The 22,256-nt window shown below is 46.4% G+C and carries 23 protein-coding genes; 15 read left to right on the top strand and 8 right to left on the bottom strand.

Translation table 11 applies throughout. The features are described 5' to 3' along the window. Nucleotides 1-539 precede the first annotated feature (539 nt). From rlmH to QOS07_RS00530, 5 genes are all read left to right on the top strand, one after another. Nucleotides 540-1,019 carry a 23S rRNA (pseudouridine(1915)-N(3))-methyltransferase RlmH gene (gene rlmH, locus QOS07_RS00550; protein ID WP_283587119.1) on the top strand — a complete coding sequence of 160 codons (480 nt, stop codon included), beginning with the start codon at nucleotides 540-542 and terminating at the stop codon, nucleotides 1,017-1,019. Nucleotides 1,020-1,060: 41 nt separating this feature from the next. Continuing rightward, nucleotides 1,061-1,597 carry an NADPH-dependent FMN reductase gene (locus tag QOS07_RS00545; RefSeq protein ID WP_283587074.1) on the top strand — a complete coding sequence of 179 codons (537 nt, stop codon included), beginning with the start codon at nucleotides 1,061-1,063 and terminating at the stop codon, nucleotides 1,595-1,597. Between the two features lie 191 nt (nucleotides 1,598-1,788). Further along, nucleotides 1,789-2,961 (top strand): iron-containing alcohol dehydrogenase, encoded by a 1,173-nt coding sequence (locus QOS07_RS00540; protein ID WP_283587073.1) that lies wholly within the window; start codon nucleotides 1,789-1,791, stop codon nucleotides 2,959-2,961. A gap of 141 nt (nucleotides 2,962-3,102) precedes the next feature. Further along, entirely contained in the window at nucleotides 3,103-4,011 is a 909-nt protein-coding gene (locus tag QOS07_RS00535) for an L-lactate dehydrogenase (protein WP_283587072.1), read from the top strand. A 156-nt stretch (nucleotides 4,012-4,167) separates the two neighbouring features. Further along, entirely contained in the window at nucleotides 4,168-5,049 is an 882-nt protein-coding gene (locus QOS07_RS00530; protein ID WP_408613238.1) for a DNA-methyltransferase, read from the top strand. 92 nt (nucleotides 5,050-5,141) lie between these two features. Here the strand turns inward: QOS07_RS00530 and QOS07_RS00525 are convergent, their stop codons facing one another. From QOS07_RS00525 to QOS07_RS00515, 3 genes are read right to left on the bottom strand one after another with little or no spacing between them, the layout of a single operon-like run. Next, complete coding sequence (locus QOS07_RS00525) at nucleotides 5,142-5,999, bottom strand: DUF4097 family beta strand repeat-containing protein (RefSeq protein WP_283587071.1); 858 nt, start codon at nucleotides 5,997-5,999, stop codon at nucleotides 5,142-5,144. Continuing rightward, nucleotides 5,999-6,550 carry an HAAS signaling domain-containing protein gene (locus QOS07_RS00520; protein ID WP_283587070.1) on the bottom strand — a complete coding sequence of 184 codons (552 nt, stop codon included), beginning with the start codon at nucleotides 6,548-6,550 and terminating at the stop codon, nucleotides 5,999-6,001. The genes QOS07_RS00525 and QOS07_RS00520 overlap by 1 nt, the downstream gene beginning before the upstream one ends. Beyond that, nucleotides 6,547-6,876: a PadR family transcriptional regulator gene (locus QOS07_RS00515; protein ID WP_283587069.1), complete on the bottom strand. Its 330-nt coding sequence runs from the start codon at nucleotides 6,874-6,876 to the stop codon at nucleotides 6,547-6,549. Before QOS07_RS00515 ends, QOS07_RS00520 begins: the two co-directional genes overlap by 4 nt. A gap of 177 nt (nucleotides 6,877-7,053) precedes the next feature. On the opposite strand from QOS07_RS00515, the gene QOS07_RS00510 reads away from it, so the two are divergent. Then, the gene (locus QOS07_RS00510) at nucleotides 7,054-7,479 is read left to right on the top strand and encodes an Rrf2 family transcriptional regulator (RefSeq protein ID WP_283587068.1); all 426 of its coding nucleotides are present in this window, start codon (nucleotides 7,054-7,056) and stop codon (nucleotides 7,477-7,479) included. 124 nt (nucleotides 7,480-7,603) lie between these two features. Here the strand turns inward: QOS07_RS00510 and QOS07_RS00505 are convergent, their stop codons facing one another. The 3 genes from QOS07_RS00505 to QOS07_RS00495 are packed head-to-tail and all read right to left on the bottom strand — an operon-like array spanning nucleotide 7,604 to nucleotide 10,237. After that, entirely contained in the window at nucleotides 7,604-8,041 is a 438-nt protein-coding gene (locus QOS07_RS00505; RefSeq protein ID WP_283587067.1) for a GNAT family N-acetyltransferase, read from the bottom strand. Nucleotides 8,042-8,053: 12 nt separating this feature from the next. Then, entirely contained in the window at nucleotides 8,054-9,046 is a 993-nt protein-coding gene (locus QOS07_RS00500) for an NAD(P)-dependent oxidoreductase (RefSeq protein WP_283587066.1), read from the bottom strand. Nucleotides 9,047-9,049: 3 nt separating this feature from the next. Continuing rightward, a complete protein-coding gene (locus QOS07_RS00495) occupies nucleotides 9,050-10,237 on the bottom strand; it encodes an aminotransferase class I/II-fold pyridoxal phosphate-dependent enzyme (protein ID WP_283587065.1) in 1,188 nt (395 codons plus the stop codon). Nucleotides 10,238-10,696: 459 nt separating this feature from the next. Between QOS07_RS00495 and QOS07_RS00490 the strand changes: the two genes are divergently transcribed. Together QOS07_RS00490 and QOS07_RS00485 are read left to right on the top strand one after the other, a co-directional pair. Then, nucleotides 10,697-10,927 carry a transcriptional regulator gene (locus QOS07_RS00490; protein ID WP_283587064.1) on the top strand — a complete coding sequence of 77 codons (231 nt, stop codon included), beginning with the start codon at nucleotides 10,697-10,699 and terminating at the stop codon, nucleotides 10,925-10,927. Nucleotides 10,928-11,002: 75 nt separating this feature from the next. Continuing rightward, nucleotides 11,003-13,204, top strand: a complete 2,202-nt coding sequence (locus QOS07_RS00485) for an ATP-dependent Clp protease ATP-binding subunit (protein ID WP_283587063.1) — start codon at nucleotides 11,003-11,005, stop codon at nucleotides 13,202-13,204. A gap of 253 nt (nucleotides 13,205-13,457) precedes the next feature. Here QOS07_RS00485 and QOS07_RS00480 read toward each other — a convergent pair whose 3' ends face one another. Then, on the bottom strand, nucleotides 13,458-14,297 hold the full coding sequence (locus QOS07_RS00480) for an alpha/beta hydrolase (protein WP_283587062.1): 840 nt from the start codon (nucleotides 14,295-14,297) through the stop codon (nucleotides 13,458-13,460). Between the two features lie 199 nt (nucleotides 14,298-14,496). Between QOS07_RS00480 and QOS07_RS00475 the strand changes: the two genes are divergently transcribed. The 3 genes from QOS07_RS00475 to QOS07_RS00465 all read left to right on the top strand — a co-directional run bounded on the left by QOS07_RS00475 (nucleotide 14,497) and on the right by QOS07_RS00465 (nucleotide 17,831). Further along, nucleotides 14,497-15,792 (top strand): GntP family permease, encoded by a 1,296-nt coding sequence (locus QOS07_RS00475; RefSeq protein WP_283587061.1) that lies wholly within the window; start codon nucleotides 14,497-14,499, stop codon nucleotides 15,790-15,792. A 13-nt stretch (nucleotides 15,793-15,805) separates the two neighbouring features. Further along, a complete protein-coding gene (locus tag QOS07_RS00470; RefSeq protein WP_283587060.1) occupies nucleotides 15,806-16,951 on the top strand; it encodes a glycerate kinase family protein in 1,146 nt (381 codons plus the stop codon). Between the two features lie 205 nt (nucleotides 16,952-17,156). Beyond that, nucleotides 17,157-17,831, top strand: a complete 675-nt coding sequence (locus QOS07_RS00465; RefSeq protein ID WP_283587059.1) for a lipocalin/fatty acid-binding family protein — start codon at nucleotides 17,157-17,159, stop codon at nucleotides 17,829-17,831. Nucleotides 17,832-17,930: 99 nt separating this feature from the next. Here QOS07_RS00465 and QOS07_RS00460 read toward each other — a convergent pair whose 3' ends face one another. Continuing rightward, nucleotides 17,931-18,521: a GNAT family N-acetyltransferase gene (locus QOS07_RS00460; RefSeq protein WP_283587058.1), complete on the bottom strand. Its 591-nt coding sequence runs from the start codon at nucleotides 18,519-18,521 to the stop codon at nucleotides 17,931-17,933. A gap of 134 nt (nucleotides 18,522-18,655) precedes the next feature. Between QOS07_RS00460 and cls the strand changes: the two genes are divergently transcribed. The 4 genes from cls (at nucleotide 18,656) to QOS07_RS00440 (ending at nucleotide 22,149) form a co-directional block, all read left to right on the top strand. Further along, nucleotides 18,656-20,122: a cardiolipin synthase gene (cls, locus tag QOS07_RS00455; RefSeq protein ID WP_283587057.1), complete on the top strand. Its 1,467-nt coding sequence runs from the start codon at nucleotides 18,656-18,658 to the stop codon at nucleotides 20,120-20,122. A 133-nt stretch (nucleotides 20,123-20,255) separates the two neighbouring features. Continuing rightward, nucleotides 20,256-20,918, top strand: a complete 663-nt coding sequence (locus QOS07_RS00450) for a serine dehydratase beta chain (RefSeq protein ID WP_283587056.1) — start codon at nucleotides 20,256-20,258, stop codon at nucleotides 20,916-20,918. Nucleotides 20,919-20,940: 22 nt separating this feature from the next. Next, nucleotides 20,941-21,822 (top strand): L-serine ammonia-lyase, iron-sulfur-dependent, subunit alpha, encoded by an 882-nt coding sequence (sdaAA, locus tag QOS07_RS00445; RefSeq protein WP_283587117.1) that lies wholly within the window; start codon nucleotides 20,941-20,943, stop codon nucleotides 21,820-21,822. A 12-nt stretch (nucleotides 21,823-21,834) separates the two neighbouring features. Next, a complete protein-coding gene (locus tag QOS07_RS00440; protein WP_283587055.1) occupies nucleotides 21,835-22,149 on the top strand; it encodes a metal-sulfur cluster assembly factor in 315 nt (104 codons plus the stop codon). Nucleotides 22,150-22,256: the final 107 nt, after the last annotated feature.

Below are 22,256 nucleotides of genomic sequence, written 5' to 3'. Positions count from 1 at the left end.
TGTGTAAAACTTTCCCCGAAAAAGGGTTAAAGGTAGGAAGGTTGGGCTTGGGAGGTACGTAAGAGATCAGAATTTATACTTTTAAAAACGAATAATTCATAATTTTTTCGTAATTAACATTCACCTAACCACGGTGAGTTGCTTCAATGTAACGAACCGTGTTATTTTAGGAGAGAATTATGAAAGAAAAACTGTTAACAATTTCTGTGGATAAGTAGGTGGAAAACTGGGGATAAGTTTTTACCCTGGTAAAGAATGCCGGTTTAACAGGATTTTTGATTGTTGAAAGTTATCCACAGGCAACGGGGATGGCGGTGGATAAGTGGATAATTTAGATGGTGTTCCCTTTCTAAATATTGATATACCGGCACTTTTAGATATCCACAGCGAACAATTGTTTTTGTGGACAACTGTGGATAAGTCCCCTCTCAGAAAACGGTTTTATTTTTAGTTTAGAAACGAACATTCGGAAAACAGGTGGTGATTATCAACTGCCTGTGGATAACTCTGTGGATAATATGTGGAAAGCGGTGGATATTTTGAACATTAAGATCATCGGTGTTGGTAAGTTAAAGGAAAAGTATTTTAAAGCGGGAATTGCGGAGTATGCTAAACGACTAGGGCGCTTTTGTAAATTTCAAATTGTTGAGGTACCGGACGAAAAGGCACCTGAATCACTAAGTCAGGCTGAGATGGATGAAGTAATGGCAAAAGAGGGGGAGCGGATCCTCAGTAAGATCAAGGACCGCGAATATGTCTATGCCCTTGCGATTAAGGGAAAAGAACGAACTTCAGAGGAGTTTGCCAAGGAGATTAACCAACTGACGACTTACGGGCATAGTGACATCACGTTTGTAATTGGCGGCTCACTGGGGCTTAGTCCTGCGGTCCTTAAACGGGCGGACACCCAAATCTCCTTTGGCCGGTTTACCCTCCCGCACCAGCTGATGCGGTTGGTATTAAGCGAGCAAATTTACCGGGCCTTTACGATTATTAATGGCCTGCCTTACCATAAGTAGACTAAAAAGCAGTATCATAACCAAAAAGGAGTTGGTCAATAATGAAGAAAGTTGCAATTATTGTTGGTAGCGTTCGTCCTAACCGGCGGAGCAAGCAAGTAGCAGACTGGTTGCGGGTTCAATTGTTGAAGAGTAGCAGTGTTCAATTTGATGTGGTTGACCTGAAGAAGGTGGACTTGCCAATGCTTGATGAGCCACAAATCCCATTTACCGGTCTCTACGCCCACGCCAAAACCAGGAAGTGGAGTGAATTGGTCCAGTCATATGATGGCTTCGTCTTTGTCTTCCCCCAATACAACTGGGGTTATCCAGCCGTATTAAAGAACGCAATTGACTACTTAGGCAAGGAATGGCAAGGCAAGCCGGTTAGCCTGGTGACCTTTGGCGGCCATGGTGGTAGTCAGGCACAGGCCGCAATGCGGTTAGTTGTTACCGGGTTAAAGATGAAGCAGATGGCGGTTAACCCTCAGATTAGCTTGATGCCTAATGATTCACAAGCAACCGCGGACTATCGTTTGCACACTCATGATGCTGAAGCGGCATTGTTAAGAACTGAATTTGAAAATCTTTTAAAGTAGGTAGCTGGGAACCTTTCACTGTCCGGACCGTCGTTTAACCTAAGCTTGTGAGAAATATCGACAATTTCTATCTTCAAAGTGACTCATAATGCGACAAACCAACAAAAATGGCTCGTGAAAAAGTTGCACTCTTGTGAAAAATGTGCAATCATAAGCATTGTTCATTTAAGATAGAAAGAGGTTGTTAAAGAATGGAACGTCAATTTGATTTTTTGATGCCTAGTGTTAACTTCTTTGGCCCTGGTGTAATCAAGAAGATTGGTGACCGGGCAAAGATGCTCAACATGCACAAGGTATTGGTTGTTACTGGTAGCCACATTGGTAAGATCAAGAACGGCCCGGTTGACCAAACCCTGGATTCATTGAAGGCAGCGGGCGTTGAATACGTCATCTTCAATGGCGCCGAAGAAAACCCAAAGATTCGGGACATCAAGAAAGGTAAGCAAATCTACCTCGACAACAACTGTGACAGTATCATTACTGTTGGTGGTGGTTCTGCGCACGATTGTGGTAAGGGAATTGGTATTATCCTGACTAACGGTGATGACATCACTAAGCTGGCTGGTATCGAAACGCTTGATAAGCCATTACCACCATTGATGGCGGTTAACACCACTGCCGGTACTGGTTCAGAATTGACCCGTCACGCGGTTATTACCAACGAAGAAACACACCTGAAGTTTGTTGTTGTTTCATGGCGGAACATTCCATTGGTATCATTTAACGACCCAATGCTGATGCTGGACATCCCACAAGCAACCACTGCTGCAACTGGTTTGGATGCTTATGTTCAGGCAGTTGAACCATTTGTTTCCGTTGACCACAACGACATCACTGATAGCCAATGTGAAAAGGCTATTAAGGTTATCCAAAAGTACCTGCCAGAAGCAGTTGCTAATGGTCACAACGTGGAAGCACGGACAAAGATGGTTGAAGGTGAAATGCTTGCTGGGATGGCCTTCAACAACGCTAACCTGGGTTACGTTCACGCAATGGCTCACCAACTGGGTGGCCAATACGACGCCCCACATGGTGTTTGCTGTGCACTGATGTTGCCAGTAGTTGAAGAATGGAACATTATCGCCTGCCCAGACCGGTTTGCTAAGTTAGCTCAAATCATGGGCTACGACACAACGGGAATGACGACGATGGAAGCTGCTCACAAGTCCATTGACGGGATGCGTGAACTGGCTAAGTCCATTGGTATTCCTGACTCAATCAAGGCAATTGGTGCAAAGCCAGAAGACTTCGAACTGATGGCCGAAAACGCATTGAAGGACGGTAACGCCTTCTCTAACCCACGGAAGGGTACCAAGGAAGACGTCGTAAAGCTGTTCCAAAAGGCTTACGATGGAATTTATTAATTAAAAATGTAAGACCGGTTGGCGTGGAACGCGTTAACCGATTTTTTTTACTGCATTTAGTTATGTCCTGAAATAAGCTATAATAGGTGAGTAATAACTAATAAACCGTTTACATGTCTAATAGTGGAGGGAGCGACTGAGATGCATAAGATTGCGGTAATTGGCTTAGGTCATGTTGGTACGACGGTGGCCCACATTTTGTTGATGAAGGGCCTAGTTGATGAACTGGTTCTGATTGACCATAACGAAAAGAAGGTTGATGCAGAATACCTAGACTTCAGTGACTCGTTTGCCCGGACTGAGTCGTCAGCGGTAATTAAGCGGAACGATTATGGTGAACTGGCGGACGCTGACATTATTGTTACGGCTTTTGGTGATATTGGAGCCACGGCTCGGACAGGTGATCGTTTTGCCGAATTGCCAATTAATAAGAAAAATGCTGCCGAAGTTGGTAAAAAGATTAAGGAAAGCGGCTTTAAGGGAATCCTGGTTAACATTTCCAACCCCTGTGATGTAATTGTTAATGAATTACAAAAGGCCAGTGGAATGCCACGGAACCGGGTCTTTGGAACGGGGACCTTCCTTGATACTGCGCGGATGCAACGGGCAGTTGGTGACCACTTTGGCGAAGCACCACAAAATGTCAGTGGTTTTGTGCTTGGCGAACACGGTAATTCTCAATTCTCCGCATGGTCAACGGTTACCCTGGATGGTGAGCCGGTAACTAAGTTTGCTGAAGAAGGGAAGATTGACCTAGATAAGCTGGATGGCGATATCAGGGATAGTGCCTTTAAGGTGGTTGCCGGTAAGGGCTACACCTCATTTGCGATTGCCACCTGTGCGGTCCGGATTGTTGAAGCGATCTTTAATAATAAGCACGAATTCATGCCGGCCTCGGTTTACCTTGAAAAGTATGCTTGCTACATTGGCTACCCAGCCGTAATTGGCAAAGATGGGGTTGAGAAGATTAAGCCAGTTAAGCTAACGGCTGAAGAAACTGCAAAATTAGAAAACTCGGTTAAGACAATCAAAGAAAAAAACGAAGCATAATGAAAATGCCGGTACCAATTTAAGCATTGGTGCCGGCACTTTTTTGCTATACTAGTAGCTAATACGAAAACGGATGGTGAAATGATGGCTAAATCAGCGCGGAACAAGACAATTGATTTTGACCTCGATCATGCGCCAGCAGGTGTTCTTGAACAAATGCTGACTGCAGGGGATGACTTAACATCACGTGATGCAGTTCTTGACCACAGTATTAATGGCGATTCATTTAAAATCCTGCCGCAATTGCCGGATGGCTTTGCTGATCTGGCATTGATCGACCCACCATACAACCTTGATAAGCGTTATGACGGCCTTAAATTTAAGCACCTGAACGACCATGATTATCAAACCTATACCCAACGTTGGATTGACTTAGTAAAGCCTAAACTGAAACCCACGGCCAGCATCTACGTCTTTGCTGACTGGCAGACGAGTATCGCAATTGCCCCCATTCTGGCCCAGAATTTTACGATTAAAAACCGGATAACCTGGCAGCGCGAGAAGGGCCGGGGCGCCAAAACCAATTGGAAAAACGGGATGGAAGATATTTGGTTCCTCACCCAGGATGACAAGGAATACACCTTTAACGTTGACCAGGTAAAACAACGGCGCCAAGTCATTGCTCCTTACCGGGAAAATGGTAAGGCAAAAGACTGGCAGGAATCCGCAGCCGGTCGCTTCCGGGATACGATGCCTTCTAATTTCTGGGATGACATCTCAATTCCATACTGGTCAATGGCCGAGAATACCGGTCACCCGACGCAAAAGCCGGAAAAGTTGCTGGCAAAGGTAATCCTCGCTAGTTCCAATCCGGGTGATGTAATTCTTGATCCTTTCGCCGGGGCAGGGTCAAGCCTAGTAACCGCTAAAAAGCTAAACCGTCACTTTGTGGGGGTGGAACAGAGTAAGCTTTACACTGCCTGGGGGATTTACCGACTCCAGCTGGCTGACCAGGATAAAACCATTCAGGGATACGCTGATGGGGTCTTTTGGGAAAGAAACACTGGTGCTTTGCAGCGCCGGATTAGTAAAAAATAAGCGGGGAAGAGTCGTTTGCGATGTTCACTCCTGCAAGAAAAATAGCTCGCTAGCGTTCATTAGTTGATGGACGTTAGCGAGCTATTTCGATTTTAACGAAGCGAGTTATCACCACTGTCATTAGTTAAGTGGATTAGGTTAGGGTTATCAGTATCCCGCTGCAAGGTACCGCTATCATCATTTTCCTGGTGATCTAGTTCATTATCGCCATTGCTATTTGTAAGGATGGCACCAGGATGGTTGCTAGTCTTAACATCAATATCACCTGTTTGGTTGTTAACCCGGTAGACCCCTTGGACGGTCAGCTTATTGGCAGTAAGGTCGCCAGAAGATAGGCTGGATTTACCACCATTAACAGTGACCCGAGAAAGGTCAATATCTCCGCTTTCAGAGTTTAACCGTGTTGCGGATAACTTACTATTGGCGATATCAATATCACCACCATCGTTAGTTAACTGGCCGCCCTTTATCTTACTGTTATTGACAATAATGTCCCCGCCGTTGGTACTGATATCCACATTCACTAAGTTAACATTTTCAATCCGAAGATCATCATTAGCTGATACGGTTAAATCGTCCAGGTTAGTTCCGCGTGGCACAGTGATAACAATCCGGTCATCGGTATCGAAAAAGTGAACGTGCTTGGTTTGTGTAACGTGCGTTTGGGTAATATTGAGTTGCCCATCCTTAACCGTTGCCTTAATCGCTGGATGACGGGTTCCGTAGTATTTAGCTGCGAAGTGATCACCCTGCTTGAGGCTGACATTTGCTGAAGCGGCAGTAACCTTAACCCGGCTGAAGTGCTTAGTAGTGAGGGTGGCTTTCTTTGTCAGTGCCTGTTCCGGTTCGGAAACCGGGTGGAAAGGCTGACGGTGACTAAAGAACCCAACTGCCGCAATGATGGCACCAATGATTACCAGAACGCCACCAATACTGAAGGCTTTTTTCATTAGGCTACCTCCTTAAACTTTGTTTTCAAATACTGGATGAGGTTTTTGCAACCACGGATGCACCATTTGGCAGCCCAGGCGATGATTGCAATAAGGATGATTAAAATTCCGATTAATGCAATCCCACCGCCAAGGTAAAAGATGCCACCCCATGCATCGGTGGCAAAGATTGGGATCGCCATGCCAAAACTAGCAATGCCAAAGCCAACCGTTGCGGCAATAGCGGCAATTGCCAGGCCGATCAATTCAATAATGATGGGAATAAAAATTATGAGAAGTACTACCACTAGGCAGATGAGTAGGATTTTCTTTAACCGTTTGTCGTTATCAGGGTTAAGTGAACTATTGGGCTCGGTTCCGGTCGTCTTAGCAATGATCTCACTACTGAGCTGCTCGGGCGTACCAAGCTTGTCAACGATTGCGGAGATGGTAGTGAAACCAGCATCTGCGATATATTCATCATAAAATTCAATTGCTGATTGTCGGTCATCACTAGAAAGTGGTGTTAGGTAATTTTTCAATTCCTCGATATATTGTTCACGAGCACTCATTTAGTGTCCCCCTCCTTGTCAGCAGAATTAAATACATTATCTAGACTGGTCTTATAGTCGTTCCATAGCTTACGGATCCGGGCAAGGTGTTGGTCGCCCTTGCTGGTGATCCGGTAATAGCGGCGGTTCCGGCCCTGGTAGCTTTGTTCATAGGTGGTCACATAGCCACCCTGGTTGAGTCGGCGCAGTACCGGGTACATCGTTGATTCAGAGATAGTAATCGCCTTTTGCATTTCCTGGGTGAGGGCATAGCCATAGTAGTCCTGCCGTTCAAGAATGGCGAGGACTAGCCCGTCAAGCAGGTCAGCCGTGATGGTGATTTTCATGGTGCTCCCCCTTTGCTTATTTCTTATCTAATATTATATCTTGTATAGTATTGTGCTGACAATAGTATTCCAATAAAAAATTAGCCCAGGTTAAATGATGCCTTTGACCCGGACTAAATTTAGTGTCTATAATAAAGTGTTATCCTGGCTGCAAGCCGTTAGAATGGGGAGATCGCGATGAAGTATTCGCACCGGTTAAGTGACGCGGTACATATTTTAGTGTACTTAGAAATCTTAGGAAGTAATAGTAGTTCAGCAATTGCGGATAGTGTAAATTCTAACCCGAGCTTAATCCGTCGCTTGATCGCCCGGATGGTGAAGGCGGGGATCCTTGACCGGAGCGGTCAGCGGGGTGAAATTAACATCCGTTTGACCCGGCCAGCAGGAAAGGTCAACCTGTTGCAAATTTACCAGGCGGTAGAAGACCACCAGCAATTCATAGATGTAGACCAAGAAGTTAACCGCCTAGAACCGCTTGGACGGAGTATGCCGGCGGTCCTTAGCGGTGAATATGACCGTGTTCAAACGGCGGCCGAACAAGAAATGGCCAAAATTAGCCTGGAATCAATTGTGGACCAGGTAAAGGGTAAGATTGAAGATTAGCGAAGTCTCCCATGTAGAGTGAGTGGACGTGAGAGTTTAAATCGCCCGCTAGTGTTTGTCATTTCAGGCAAATACTAGCGGGCGGTTTGTGTATCTTGACTTGCTTATTACATTTTCCGAAAAACTATAATGCGGGGTGCTTCATACTAATATGCTGGCGGTCTGCCTCGATGAACGTGTCGCCGAAAGGAACAAAGCCAAACTTGGCGTAATAGCGCCGGACGTAATACTGGGCGTGGATAATTATTTCATGTCCCGGGAAATATTTTTTAATCCCACTCATGATTTTCTCCATTAGCGGGGTGGAGAGGCCAGTTCCACGGTAATCCTTGGCGATAACCACCCGGCCAAAGGTAACGTGGTCGCCATCCATAAAGTAGCGGGCATAAGCAACAACACGGTTACCATCCTTACAGAATACATGCCGGGCCGTAAGATCCTCATCATCAGGGTCGGGATAAGTACTGTCCTGCTCAGCATTAAAAACAACCGTCCGCAGTTGGTAAATGCGGAATAATTCATAAACGGTCAATTCGTCAAATGATTTGTCATACCAATCCAATGTAACTCGCTCCTAGTTAACTTCGTGCGGCGACGGCTTACCAGCGAGGACTAAGAGGACATCCTCTAGGGAGAAGTCTACCATGTTCTTAACAGCGAGGTTAGTGAAGAATGCAATGTGGGGTGTCAAAATGACGTTGTCCATGGCGTGTAGCTCTTCGATCAACGGAACATCGCTCAGGCCCTTTTTCCGGCGGTCGGTCATAACCACTTCATTTTCACCTTCGAAAGTATCGAGGGCCGCGGCCGCTAATTCCTTCTTATTTAAAGCATCGACGAGGTCAGCGGTGACCACTACCGGCCCCCGGCTGGCATTTACCAGGGCCGCGGTTGGCTTCATTAAAGCAAAGTCCTTTGCCCCCAGCAGGTGTGTTGAAGTAGGATTTAGGTCAACGTGGAGTGAAATAACGTCAGACCGCTTAAGTAGTTCTTCCTTAGAAACGTACTCGACGATTCCCTTCATTTCTTCACGAGGTTTGACATCAAAGCCCAAGACATGTGCACCAAGGGCGTTGAGGAGCTTGGCGAGGGTTCCCCCAATCCGACCAACCCCAATAATTCCAACGGTAGCGGTGTGAATTTCCATGGCCTGTTCATCACTGAACCAGCGGAAGTCGTCCGCGGCAACCTGGGTGTCGAAGCGGTAAGACTTGCGAAGTAGACGGAAAATTTGCATCAGAGCGTGTTCAGCAACGGAACGTGGGGAGTAGGCGGGCACGTTAGTAACGGTGAGCCCGTTTTCGTGGGCCTTCTTGATATCAACCATATCAAATCCGGCAGTCCGAGTAGCAATTTGTTTAATTCCATTTGCCTTTAGCTTAGCGTAAACGGCCGGGTCCACCTTGCTGCGTTGCTGGATAACGAGCCCATCGACGTCTGCCGTCATATCCACCGCATCATCAATTAACTTGGGTGTGGTAATGATCTTAATATTATGTTCCTTAGCAAAAGCATTAATTGCGTCCTGTTCATCTTCGCGAACGCTAGTCATTAAAATTTTAGTCATTAGTTAGTCCTCCTTTAAAAATTCGGCAATTCGATCGACAGCAAGCTTCAAATTATCCATGCTGGTTGCATAGCTGAGGCGTAAGAATCCTTGACCGCCGGCGCCAAAGTATGAGCCAGGGATAACGGCGACCCGGCCTTTTTCTGCTAACTTAGTGGCGAAGGCAACGTCGTCATTTCCGGCGCTGTTAGGAATCTTGGCAAAAACGTAGAAGGCACCGTGTGGGGTTGCCAGGTCAAAACCAAGCTTGTGCAGTGCACCAACGAGGAAGTCCCGCCGTTCTTGGTAAGCTTCCTTCATTTTAAGAGTAGCCTGGTGGCCGGCTTCAGTACCAAAAGCAGCAGTGGCAGCGGCCATGGCAGAGTCAGTAGCGGAAGTAATCATCATCCCACTGATCGCACTGACTGGCCCCATTAGTTGCTTGGGACCAGCAATAAAGCCGATCCGGTAGCCAGTCATTGCGTGGGACTTGGAAGCACCATTGATGATGAGCGTTTGGTCGGGGATGAACTTAGCAATTGATGTGTGCTGGCCATCGTAAACTAATTCAGAGTAAATTTCATCAGCAATCACGACTAGGTCGGTATCCTTAACTGCTCCAGCAAGTGCTTCAACCTGTGAGCTACTGTAAGTTACCCCGGTTGGGTTTGATGGGTAGTTAAGAATCAACGCCTTAGCACTAGGGTGAGCAGCGATGGTTTCTTTTAACTTGGCGGGTGTTAGGACAAAATCGTTATCGCTGGTATCAATTTCAACAACCTTCCCGCCGAGGATGGTGGTAATAGCCATGTATAGTGGAAAGGTAGGGGTAGCAATTAAGATTTCATCACCCGGGTTAATCAGGGCAGAAAGGGCCGCGTAAATCCCCTGGGTTGCACCAATCGTGACGGCAATTTCACCATCCGGGTCGTAGTCGAGTTGGTAACGATCATTTAAGAAGAAGTGGGCAATCGCCTTCCGAAGTGCCGCGGTTCCGACACCGGGGGCATAGTGTGAATCATTATTCTTAATGCTGTTAATTGCTGCCTGCTTCATGGCGTCGGGAACGTTAAAATCAGGTTCACCGAGGGTTAACTTAACAATTCCGGGAACGGCACTTGCCTTGGCATCGAATTCACGGATACCAACAGGGGTGAGGTTAGCGAAGTTATTGTTCAAATGGTTCATTAGACTTGGTTTAGTAGCTGGCATAAAAATTCCTCCTTGAAAATGAAAAGACCCGGACTGGTATAACCATATCCGGGTCTTTTCATCAGATTGGAATGAGTATGATGAGGAGGGCTCCGGATATTTTAGCTCATCCGGAAACCGCCAATGACAAAATCACTGCTGGCTAGCGGATAACGATTCGCTAAACCAGAAGTAATATGCATTATTTAACTGTTGCATACTTAATTTCATCATTGGTTTACTCCTTAATTAACTGATTGCTAATCATTCTAATTTGTTTTTAATATTTGTCAAGGGATATTTCATAATTTGTCATCTGTCATTAGTGATAAGTGCTGCTATATCAACGGTTAGCGTGAATTTTGTTTTAAATTCAATTCTAAGCAAAAAAATTCAAAATCATTTCACTTTTTTGCTATATTACACTTGTGTTATACCACAGATGTGATATAATAATAACAGTGAAGGAAGTGAATAGCGATGCAGATCGATATAAAACGATACTTGGAAGTTCATAAACTAACGATTTACCAAGTTTCAAAGCGTTCTGGATACGGCTACACGACTTTGCATAAATCATTCAATAAACCACAATCGAGTTCGACGTCGCTTAATCTGCGCGACCTTGATGCTCTAGCGCAGGCTGAGCACAAGGCGATGTGGGAGGTCCTTCGTGATTTAGAGAATCATTATCTTAGTGATGATGATTAGTCGGTAGCCACCCAGCATAGAATTTAACAATGACTACAAACTAATGAAAATAAAAGTACAGGGGGTACTTAATATATGGCACAAAATCCAATGAATCCATTTGACAATGACATGAACGACATCTTCAACCAATTAATGGGCGGGATGAACGGATACAACTCAGAAAACCGTCGTTACATGATTAACGGCCGGGAAGTAACACCAGAAGAATTCGCTCAATACCGGCAAACTGGTCAATTGCCTGGTGGCGCAATGCCACAACAAGGCGGCCGTCCAGGTCAACAACCAAATGAAGGCAAGGACAGCATCTTGCACAAGCTTGGCCGGAACTTAACCGAAGAAGCACGGCAAGGTGAACTGGACCCAGTAATTGGCCGGAACAAGGAAATTCAAGAAACTGCTGAAATCTTAAGCCGGCGGACAAAGAACAACCCAGTCCTCGTTGGGGACGCCGGGGTTGGTAAGACTGCCGTTGTTGAAGGTTTAGCACAAGCAATCGTTGACGGTAATGTTCCAGCTGCGATCAAGGACAAGGAAATTATCAGTATTGACATTTCCGGCCTTGAAGCAGGGACTCAGTACCGTGGCAGCTTCGAAGAAAACATGCAAAAGCTGATTGATGAAGTCAAGAAAGCTGGCAACATCATCCTCTTCTTCGATGAAATTCACCAAATTATTGGTGCTGGTTCTACCGGTGACGCTAGTGGCTCCAAAGGGATGGCTGACATTATCAAGCCAGCATTGTCCCGTGGTGAAATCACGGTTATCGGTGCAACTACCCAGGATGAATACCGAAACACAATTATGAAGGATGCTGCCTTAGCACGGCGGTTTAACCCAGTAACGGTTAACGCCCCAAGCAAGGCTGACACGGTAGCTATCCTGAAGGGAATTCGTGACTTGTACGAACGTCACCACAACGTTAAGTTGCCAGACGATGTTCTCCAAGCCGCTGTTGATTACTCAGTTCAATACATGCCACAGCGTTCACTTCCTGACAAGGCAATCGACCTGGTAGATATGACTGCTGCTCACCTGGCTGCCAAGCACCCAGTACATGATGCAAAGCAAATCGAAAAGGAAATCGAAAGCCAAGAAAAGAAGCAAAAGGAAGCTGCTAAGAAGGAAGATTACACGGCAGCTCAAGCCGCAAAGGACAAGATTGCTGAACTGAAGAAGCAACTTGGCCAAAATTCCGAAAACGAAAAGGTAACTGCAACGCCAGAAGATGTTGCTAACGCGGTTGAACAGATGACTGGTATTCCAGTTTCCAAGATCGGTGCTAGTGACGTTGAACGGTTGAAGGACATGGACAAGCGCCTTGAAGGCAAGGTAATTGGCCAGGACGAAGCCGTTGAAGCAGTTGCTCGTGCTATTCGGCGGAACCGGGCTGGCTTCGATGAAGGGGACCAACCAATTGGCAGCTTTCTCTTCGTTGGACCGACTGGGGTTGGTAAGACTGAACTTGCTAAGCAATTAGCACTCGACATGTTTGGTTCCAAGAACGACATCATTCGTTTGGACATGTCTGAATACTCTGACCGGACAGCCGTTTCTAAGCTGATTGGGACTACTGCTGGTTACGTTGGCTACGACGACAACTCCAATACCTTGACTGAAAAGGTTCGTCGTCACCCATACTCCATCATCTTGCTTGATGAAATTGAAAAGGCTAACCCACAAGTGATTACCTTACTCCTTCAAGTGCTTGATGACGGTCGTTTGACTGACGGTCAAGGTAACACCATCGACTTTAAGAACACGATTATCATCGCAACTTCTAACGCGGGCTACTCTAATGACGCTCCAGTTAAGCTTGGCAACGATGAAGACGAAGAAGACTTGATTAAGAAGCTGACCAACTACTTCCGTCCTGAATTCTTGAACCGGTTCAACGCAATTGTTGAATTCCACAGCTTAACTAAGGAAGACCTGCAACAAATCGTTGACCTGATGCTGGCTGATGTTAACAAGACCTTAGCTAAGAAGGACATGGACGTTAAGGTTACCCCAACTGCTAAGAAGTACCTGATTGATGAAGGTTACGACGAAGCAATGGGTGCTCGTCCACTCCGTCGGGTAATTGAACGTGAAATCCGTGACAAGGTAACTGATTACTACCTTGACCACCTTGATGTAAAGCACTTAGTTGCCGAAATGCAAGATGGCAAGCTAGTAATTGTTGACGCCAAGGACGCTGCCAGCGATGACAGTGACCAGTACCAATCACCAGAAGACAAAAAAGATGACGCTAAGGACGACAAAGAAGATAAGTAATCCTTAGCTGATAAAGGGAGATGTGACACAACCCCGGTTAGGGCCTGCGACGCGAAGCTAGCCTATCTGGTATGGCTAGCATAGGACGATCGTTAGCACGGAACGGGCTAGCGATTGTCCGTAGCTAGACACTAAGGCCCTGGGGTTGGGTCACGCGATATCTCTGTAATATTCGGAGCTAAAACAAGGGCTCGTGACAAAACCGAGTTTTGTCACGAGCCTTTTTTGCGTTATTACATATTAATGCTTTTTACTAATAGATTCGTTTGCTAATCCAATGGTCAATTTCAGCGTAAATTTCCCATTTCCGACTTGGCTCGTTCAAGATTTCATGCATGAGGAATGGGTAAACGTGGAGTTCCTTATCCCGCGAAGCAATCTTAGCGTAGGCTGTTAGTGCATCGCGGTAGGAAAGCAACCCGTCATCTAGCCCCTGCAGGTAAAGGAGGGGGTCGCTGATCTGGTCGATGTGGTCACGAAGGTAGAGCGCACCCTGGTAAAGAGTGTTTTCAATCCCGACCGTTAGCTGGTGGAGGACTTGGGGGTTATGCTTGTATTTCTCAACTACCCGTTTGTCGGTTACTAGTCCTTCGCCGATTGCGTTTGGAATGACGTCTTTTTCGTTGCCGGGAACTGGGAGAATTTTTGCCATCCCAATTTCTTTATCCATCATTAAGGAAGCGGGGTCAGTGACAACCATTCCGTCAACCGTGTGCGGGTACTTGGCGCCGTAAAGCAGAACGGTTTCCCCACCCATACTGTGGCCAAGGATAAACAGCGGTAGGTTGGGATAATTGCTTTTAACCCGGTCAACCATTACCTTCATATTCTCCGATAAGTCATCAGGTGAGGAGAGGAAGCCGCGCTCACCATCTGAACCACCATGGCCCAGTTGGTCATAGCGAAAGACATTATAGTCATGCTTAACCAGGTAGCTGGCAATGGGGTCAAAGCGTCCAGAATATTCGGCAAGGCCATGCGAGATAATAAGGTTGGCCTTGGGGGTGGCGGCAAGGTTTGTCCGGGTAAGAATTTTTAATCCGGGTGTTGCAGAATCAACCTTTTCAACTACTTCGTCACCATAGAAACTCATAACAGTTCACTCCTTAATTTTGCATTTGTGATTATCAGTCACAGTGCTATTGTAGTAAGTCCGGCCAGCTAAGTAAAGCGCTTACATTATTGCTATAACAACAAGTTTGTTGATTTGTCGCCAGCTAAAACGTTTTACTTGTGATATAATTAACTTGTATTTATTGTTTATATTTATTCAGCGAAAGGAAGCGGACGCAATGATAACTTGGTGGGGAGCATTGCTGGGACTAGCCCTGGCAATCTTCTTGATTTTGAAGAAGTTAAACCCGGTTTACTCACTGCTCCTGGGTGCCATTGTTGGTGCCTTACTAGGTGGCGGTGGACTTGAAAACACCGTTAATATCCTGGTTAAGGGTGAGCAAAGTGTAATGGGGACGGTTCTCCGGGTCCTGGCCGCGGGGATGTTAGCTGGCGTTATGATGGATTCCGGTGCCGCTGAAACTCTTGCTCGGACGATTGTTAATAAGTTTGGGGACCGGCTGGCAATCTTTGCACTGGCACTGGCGACAATGGTAATCACTGCCGTTGGGGTATTTATCCCAGTAGCAGTCTTAATTGTGGCCCCAATTGCCCTTGAAGTCGGTAAGAAGATGCACATCTCTAAGTTAGCCCTATTGGTTGCCTTATCTGGTGGTGGTAAGGCCGGAAACATTATTTCGCCAAATGCCAACACGATTGCTGCTGCCAAGGGCTTTGGTGTTGAACTGAGTCAAGTAATGATCGCCGACTTTATTCCTGCCGTCGTTGCATTGATTGTAACGGTAATCGTTGCCCGGTTAATTCGGGGCAAGGGGAATGCAGTTCAAGATGATGACCTGGAGGAACAGTCGACCAAGGTTGATAGCAGTGACCTGCCAACCTTCAAGCAGGCAATCGTAACACCAGTAATTGCAATTGTTCTTTTATTACTAAGCCCAATTGGTGCGATTTGCCACATTCAATTCTTGACGAAGATTAACCTGGATGCCACTTATGTTTTGCCATTCGCCGCGGTTGTCGGTGCACTAGTAATGGGGAAAGGGAAGCAAATTAAGAGCTTTGCCGAAACTGGTGTCAGCCGGATGACCGGGGTGGTAATGATTTTAATCGGTGCCGGTGCAATTGGTGCAACGATCACCTCATCTACTCTGCCACAACTGTTGATTACGGTTATTAAAGCCGGCCACGTACCTGGTGTCTTGCTAGCACCACTTTCCGGTATCCTAATGGCCGGAGCAACGGCTTCTACTTCAACCGGTGTTATCCTGGCTACTGGTTCGTTTGCCAAGTCAATTCTCGGCTTCGGTGTTGCCCCACTGGCTGCGGCAGCGATGGTTCATACCGGTGCAATTGTGATTGACCAATTGCCACAGGGTAACTACTTCCACGTTACTGCCAACGCCATGCACATGGACATTAAGGAACGGTCACAAGGGATCTTCTATGAATTCCTGGTCGGTGGTTCCGCAATGCTGACAGCAACAATTCTTTACGGTTTCTTGCATTTAATTTAAGTGAGGGATAAAAATGAAATTTTTAATCGCACCTGATTCATTTAAAGGAAGTTTAACGGCCAAGGAGGCAGCACAGGCAATTAAGGCCGGTGTTGAAAAAATTTTTCCAGACGCCGACTATGAACTGGTTCCAATGGCCGATGGTGGTGAAGGAACCGTCCAGTCATTAGTTGACGCAACCGAGGGTCAACTAGTCACAAAGCAGGTTCATAACCCGCTGAACAAGTTAGTTGATGCCCACTATGGCTTGCTTGGTAATTCCAATACCGCGGTGATTGAAATGGCTGAGGCAAGCGGGATTCAGTATGTGGACGAACAAACCAAGAACCCGTTGATCACTACCACTTACGGTACGGGTGAATTGATCCTCGATGTCGTTAAGCACGGTGTTGACCAAATTATCATTGGAATTGGTGGCTCTGCTACAACCGATGGTGGTGCCGGAATGGCTCAGGCACTGGGTGCCAAGCTTCTTGACAAGGATGGCAATGAAATCGGCTTTGGCGGTGGCCCATTGGCAGACCTGGACCGGATTGACATTAGTGGGATTGCTCCTGAAGTAGCGAAGGTTAAGATCTTAATTGCGTCAGATGTTACCAACCCGTTAACTGGGAAGGATGGCTCAGCAGCGGTGTTTGGCCCACAAAAGGGTGCTACTCCGGAAATGGTAAAGACGTTGGATGCCAACCTTCACCACTATGCTGAAGTAATCAAACGCGACCTTGGCAAAGACTTAGAAATGGCTGCCGGAGCTGGTGCCGCTGGTGGCCTTGGGATTGGCTTAATGGCCTTTACTAACTCCACCATGGAAAAGGGTGTGGAAATTGCTCTGAAGTACAGTCAATTAGCAGAACGGGCTGCTGGCACCGACTATGCCTTTACCGGTGAAGGTAGCATTGATTTCCAGACCAAGTTTGGGAAGACGCCTTATGGGGTGGCAACAACCGTTAAGAAAGTTGCGCCAGCCGCACCGGTAATTGTCTTGGCAGGTCACATTGGCAAGGACGTGGATTCACTTTATGAAGATGGAATTATGGATGCAATCTTTGCCACGCCAAATGGTGCTAAGCCACTAGACCAAGCAATTAAAGATGCTAAGGCGGACGTTGCGATTACGGCAGAAAACATTGCACGCCTGATCAAGGTAAATCATGGATAGTTTGTTTCACGTGAAACAACTGTAAGCTCACACAGATATTAAAAGGGGTCTAAAATACGGGTACTAATTTCACCGGATTTTGGACCCTTTTTGGGAATGGAAGATGATCGTTCTATCTTCGGTCACTGCACTTTTTGCTTGCTTAAAGAAATATTTTTTATTGTTTGTGCGAAGTAATAGAATAAAGTTCTTGGGGGAGTTAATAATGAAAAAGAAACTGATTACAGTAGCCGGTATTGCCACATTGGGTTTGCTATTAGTAGGGTGTGGCAACCAAAGTACTACTAAGAGTAGTTCGAGCAATGCGGTTAAAACAACAAAGGTTGCACACCACCAGCAAGATCAAATTGTTGGTTCATTTAAAGACGATAAGGATGGCGCAGCAATTACGCTAAATTCTGACGGTACTGGTCAATATGTCTATGCCGATAGTGATGAGCCAGATACTAACGACCAATTAACGTGGAAAAAGGATGGCGATAATTACACGATCACCCTTAAAGATAGTAACGTTAGCGGTCCGTTAACGGCAAAGCTGACCGGGAAACAATTAACGCTATCTGGCGACAGTAATTGGAATACTGAGACCTTCACTAAGGTTAAGGGAAAAATAGATCTTAACAAGTTTTTGAGTGACGCCCATAATGAAGGGCAGTCAAGCAATGGTTCAACGAGTGAGCAGACCGGAAACTCGGGCCAGCAAGCTGGAAATAGTGGCAGTGAAGCTGGCAATACTAAAGACTATAGTGATGCAAGCAACGGTACAAGTCACCATGTGGTAATGTCCGGTAATGATGATGGTGAAGGTCACCAAATGGGAGTTGACTACGAAACCGATGCTGACGGTCACCAACACGTCTTCCAGTATGTTCAACAATAAGGGGCACGTTCGGGAAGTTATGTGATTGCGGTGTAATATTTAGAGAAAAGTAGACGAGCCTGGGAAGAAAATTTGGCTTCTTCCCAGGCTCGTCTGTTTTTAGTTCTTATGAATTAATGGTTTCATGAAATTATTATCGACATGGTATTCAACAGGGAGACTATTCGTCGGTAAGTTCAATTCGTATGCTAGGCGGTGTGGGTCGATTCGATCATCAACCTCGACCGTTCCACGGTATTGGAAATTAAACTTCTTCGCAATCTTTTGCATTGCCAAGTTCTTCTGGTGAGTATCTAAGCGAAAGTCGCTGAACCCTTTTTCTTGGCCAACCGTCAATAGGTTTGAAAAAAGAAAGTCGCTAAGGTGCTTTCCACGGCATTGGTTACCAATCGCGACCCGGTGGATAGTGAGGTAATGGTCATTGTCATTATGCCAAGAACCACCTGCTAGTTCCTGGTAGCTCTTTTCTGGACCTGGTTGGAGGGTTGCAACCCCGACTACCTGGTTATCGAGAACAAGTGCCCAGGATTGGTGGTGGGTAATGTCATTGACGATCATTCCCCGGGAAGGGTGACCATCTTGCCATTGTGGGCTACCAGCGTCCTTCAATGCTTGCTTGGCTTCGGCAATAATTTTATTAATTGCTGGAAGGTCGTGCATGTATGTCCGCCGTAAATAAATCGAACTCAAGTATTTCACCCCTTATCGATTAATTTGTTATCATTCTATTATCACTGAATCGCTTATGACAATCAAGTGCCCATATTTGGGTCACTAAAAGGGTTGCGGTAAAATAGTTGTAATAAAGTGAAAGGAGGGTAAAGATGGGCATTACTTGGGAAATTATTCGTTGGATTATATTAGGAATTATCGTGATTAACGAGTTGGCGGCCATCTTTACCGTCTTTCGGGAACGGAGGGACATTGCGGCCACGTGGGCATGGCTCCTGGTGTTGACGTTAATTCCGGTAATTGGTTTTATTATTTATGCATTCCTAGGACGGAAACCAACGCATAAACGGTTAAACCGGATCAAATCACAGACGAGGCTGAAATTAAAAGAGGCGGTTGAACGGCAAAAGAAGCAGTTCAGCAACATGCCGAAGCCGAAGTACTCGATCACCCAGGTCTACCGGCGGACGATCATGCTCTTCCAAAGTATTGACGAGTCCTTTTTAAGTCGGCACAACCACGTCGATGTTTTTACTGACGGTAACCAGCTGTTCGACAAGATGTTTAATGACATTGCCGATGCCAAAAAGAGCATCCATATTGAGTTCTACACGATTTATAATGACCAAATTGGTAACCAGTTGCGGACCCTACTTGAACAAAAGGCGGCCGAAGGGGTTGAAGTGCGGGCCCTCTACGACTCATGGGGTTCAATGGGAGTTAAACCAAGCTTTTACGCTAACCTCCGCGAACTAGGCGGGTATGCAACGCCTTTCCTGATGACCAGGAGTAACATCTTCGACTTCCGGATTAATTACCGTGACCACCGGAAGATAGTGGTGATTGATGGCAAAATTGGTTATGTCGGCGGCTTTAATGTTGGTGACCAGTATTTGGGCCGGCTGCCAAAATTTGGCCCGTGGCGCGATACGCACTTGCGGGTGATTGGTGGTGCCGTCTATGGTATGCAACGCCGGTTTATTGGTGACTGGAATGCCTCGGTGAAGAAAAAGGAGTCCCTGATCGCCCACTACCACCCATATTTCCCTGAAATTAAGGCCCAAAACGGCAATACCGCGATGCAGACGGTAGCCAGCGGACCAGAAGGGGAACTAGAAAAAATCAAGATGGGTTACCTCCGCCTTATCAATGCGGCCCAGGACCACATTTGGATTCAGACCCCTTACCTGATTCCGGATGATAGTATCCTCGATGCACTACGGGTGGCAGCCCATTCTGGAATCGATGTCCGGATTATGATCCCTTGTAAGCCTGACCACCCCTTTGTTTACCGGGCAACCCAATTCTATGCCAAAACGTTAGCGGCCGAAGGAGTAACGATCTATACCTACCAACGTGGGTTCCTTCACGCTAAGGCGATGATGATTGATGGCCGGATGGCGTCAGTTGGTTCAGCTAACATGGATTTTCGGAGCTTTAAGTTAAACTTTGAAATTAATGCATTTATTTATGACCTTCAGCTAACCGACCAGCTGGAACAAATCTTTGTCAACGATATTCGTGACAGTCGGGTGATGACCAAAGAGCGCTTTGAATCCCAGCCCCGGTGGCTTAAATTTAAGCAGTATTTCTCCCGGTTACTTTCGCCTATTTTATAGGCTGGGGTAACGAGATCAAGTGTGTTATAATTACGGGCGGCATATCAGAATTAAGTAGGAAGAGAAACGGTTATATATTCTTGAAGTGTATTCGGGGATAATTGCCGTTTTAATTATTTAAGGGGTGAAATTGATGGGCGCTAAATATCGGAGTGTATTTGACATTATCGGTCCAATTATGATTGGACCATCAAGCTCGCATACTGCTGGTGCGGTTGCGATTGGCCGGGTTGCACACAAGCTGTTTGGTGAACCGATGACGAAGGTAACGGTGCACTATTACGAGTCATTTGCGAAGACCCACCGTGGTCACGGAACCGACTATGCAATTGCTGCTGGGATTTTGGGGATGGCACCGGATGACCAGCGGGTTCCACAGGCACCACAGATTGCGCGTCGTAATGGCATTGACCTGCGTTACGTTGAAGAGGAGGAACCAAGTCCGATCCACCACCCAAATACAGCGGTACTATGCATTAGCAATAAGCATAAGAAGATCTTGGTAGCGGGCTGCTCAATCGGTGGTGGTGCGATTGAAATCAGGAAACTAGTAGTGGAAGGCGTTAAGATTTTCCCTGCTGGTCCACTGCCAATTGTGTTGTACGTTGACCATGGCAAGAAACATCCAAACGCGGTCGAACTGACGGCGGAAGTGGAAAAGTTAGCGCCATTTTATCGGAAGCAGTCAATGCGTGGTGAAGAATGCGATATTTACGAGTACGACATCAAGCATTACATGAATAAGAAGACCATTGATAAATTGGAAGCTGATTTTGATAACTTGATTTGTCTTTAATTAAGGGGAACAGAAGATGAACATGTACGATAGTATTCAGGCCATTGTCGATGACGCAAACGAGAAGAACAAGCCGATCTCGGAATTAATTATTGAGCAGGAATGCCAATTGTCAGGTGCCGACCGGGAAACGGTTTGGAATAAGATGGCCAAGAACCTAGAAATTATGCGGGCAGCAGTTAAGCGTGGTCAAGAAGGTAATGGGGTTTACTCCGCGACTGGCTTAACTGGCGGTGAAGCCGTTAAGATTAAGAAGTACCGTGAAAAGCACCAGACATTATCCGGGGATACCATGATGTCAGCCGTTCAAAACGCAGTTGCCACCAATGAAGTTAACGCCGCAATGGGGGTTGTCTGTGCGACACCAACTGCTGGGTCATCCGGGACCCTTCCTGGCGTTTTGTTCATGCTTGAAAAGCGGTTGAACTTAAAAGAGGAGCAGATGATTAGGTTCCTCTTTACTGCCGGTGGTTTAGGAATGGTAATTGCTAACCACTCCGGAATCGCTGGTGCGACTGGTGGTTGCCAGGCCGAAGTTGGTAGTGCTGCTGCAATGGGCGCCGCCGCTGCAGTCGAAATCGCTGGCGGGACTCCAGAACAGTCATCCCAAGCCTTAGCGATGGCGATTTCAAACTTGCTGGGGTTAGTTTGTGACCCAATCGCGGGGCTAGTTGAAATTCCGTGTGTAAAACGGAATGCCATTGGTGCTGGCAATGCATTGATTGCGGCCGATATGGCACTGGCGGGGTGTATTTCAAAGATCCCGGCAGACGAATGTATCTCGGCAATGAACAAGGTTGGCCGGGGCTTGCCTGCTTCCTTGCGTGAGACCGGGATTGGCGGTTTGGCTGGTACACCAACTGGTCAGGCGATCCGTGCGCGGATTTTTGGTAATAATGTATAGGAGTAAGAGAAAATGCGGGATGAAACAACAATCCGTGACGACATTGTTAAACAATTAGCTACCGTTATTGACCCAGAGCTAGGTGTCGACATTGTTAACCTTGGTTTGGTTTACCAAATTGACCTGGATGAAGATGGAATTTGCCTAGTTGAGATGACACTAACGACGATGGGCTGTCCCTTAACTGGTGTGCTGGCCAAGATGGTTACCGACGCGGTTAAACGGGTGCCAGAAGTAAAGAACGTTGATGTTGAATTTATCTGGGAACCGGCGTGGACAGTTGACCGGCTGAGTCGGGCAGCTAAACTCGCATTAGGAATTCATTAAACGATAAATAAGAAAGGGGTTCAGAATTCGGTTGCACTACCGGATCCGGACCCTTTTTGTGTATCGTAACTTACCTCCTAGCATTATCCGAAAATACGTTCGCCCAT

This window comes from Limosilactobacillus viscerum (genome assembly GCF_947387525.1).
GTDB lineage: Bacteria > Bacillota > Bacilli > Lactobacillales > Lactobacillaceae > Limosilactobacillus > Limosilactobacillus viscerum.
Note: the sequence above shows the minus strand (reverse complement) of the source record. Positions and strands in the feature narration are given on the sequence as shown.

Bases quoted from the DNA above. Each gene is read 5' to 3' on its own strand.
- QOS07_RS00545 (WP_283587074.1), top strand. From the start codon at position 1,061: ATGAAGAAAGTTGCAATTATTGTTGGTAGCGTTCGTCCTAACCGGCGG.
- QOS07_RS00540 (WP_283587073.1), top strand. From the start codon at position 1,789: ATGGAACGTCAATTTGATTTTTTGATGCCTAGTGTTAACTTCTTTGGC.
- QOS07_RS00535 (WP_283587072.1), top strand. From the start codon at position 3,103: ATGCATAAGATTGCGGTAATTGGCTTAGGTCATGTTGGTACGACGGTG.
- QOS07_RS00530 (WP_408613238.1), top strand. From the start codon at position 4,168: ATGCTGACTGCAGGGGATGACTTAACATCACGTGATGCAGTTCTTGAC.
- QOS07_RS00525 (WP_283587071.1), bottom strand. From the start codon at position 5,999: ATGAAAAAAGCCTTCAGTATTGGTGGCGTTCTGGTAATCATTGGTGCC.
- QOS07_RS00520 (WP_283587070.1), bottom strand. From the start codon at position 6,550: ATGAGTGCTCGTGAACAATATATCGAGGAATTGAAAAATTACCTAACA.
- QOS07_RS00515 (WP_283587069.1), bottom strand. From the start codon at position 6,876: ATGAAAATCACCATCACGGCTGACCTGCTTGACGGGCTAGTCCTCGCC.
- QOS07_RS00510 (WP_283587068.1), top strand. From the start codon at position 7,054: ATGAAGTATTCGCACCGGTTAAGTGACGCGGTACATATTTTAGTGTAC.
- QOS07_RS00500 (WP_283587066.1), bottom strand. From the start codon at position 9,046: ATGACTAAAATTTTAATGACTAGCGTTCGCGAAGATGAACAGGACGCA.
- QOS07_RS00495 (WP_283587065.1), bottom strand. From the start codon at position 10,237: ATGCCAGCTACTAAACCAAGTCTAATGAACCATTTGAACAATAACTTC.
- QOS07_RS00490 (WP_283587064.1), top strand. From the start codon at position 10,697: ATGCAGATCGATATAAAACGATACTTGGAAGTTCATAAACTAACGATT.
- QOS07_RS00485 (WP_283587063.1), top strand. From the start codon at position 11,003: ATGGCACAAAATCCAATGAATCCATTTGACAATGACATGAACGACATC.
- QOS07_RS00480 (WP_283587062.1), bottom strand. From the start codon at position 14,297: ATGAGTTTCTATGGTGACGAAGTAGTTGAAAAGGTTGATTCTGCAACA.
- QOS07_RS00475 (WP_283587061.1), top strand. From the start codon at position 14,497: ATGATAACTTGGTGGGGAGCATTGCTGGGACTAGCCCTGGCAATCTTC.
- QOS07_RS00470 (WP_283587060.1), top strand. From the start codon at position 15,806: ATGAAATTTTTAATCGCACCTGATTCATTTAAAGGAAGTTTAACGGCC.
- QOS07_RS00465 (WP_283587059.1), top strand. From the start codon at position 17,157: ATGAAAAAGAAACTGATTACAGTAGCCGGTATTGCCACATTGGGTTTG.
- cls (WP_283587057.1), top strand. From the start codon at position 18,656: ATGGGCATTACTTGGGAAATTATTCGTTGGATTATATTAGGAATTATC.
- QOS07_RS00450 (WP_283587056.1), top strand. From the start codon at position 20,256: ATGGGCGCTAAATATCGGAGTGTATTTGACATTATCGGTCCAATTATG.
- sdaAA (WP_283587117.1), top strand. From the start codon at position 20,941: ATGTACGATAGTATTCAGGCCATTGTCGATGACGCAAACGAGAAGAAC.
- QOS07_RS00440 (WP_283587055.1), top strand. From the start codon at position 21,835: ATGCGGGATGAAACAACAATCCGTGACGACATTGTTAAACAATTAGCT.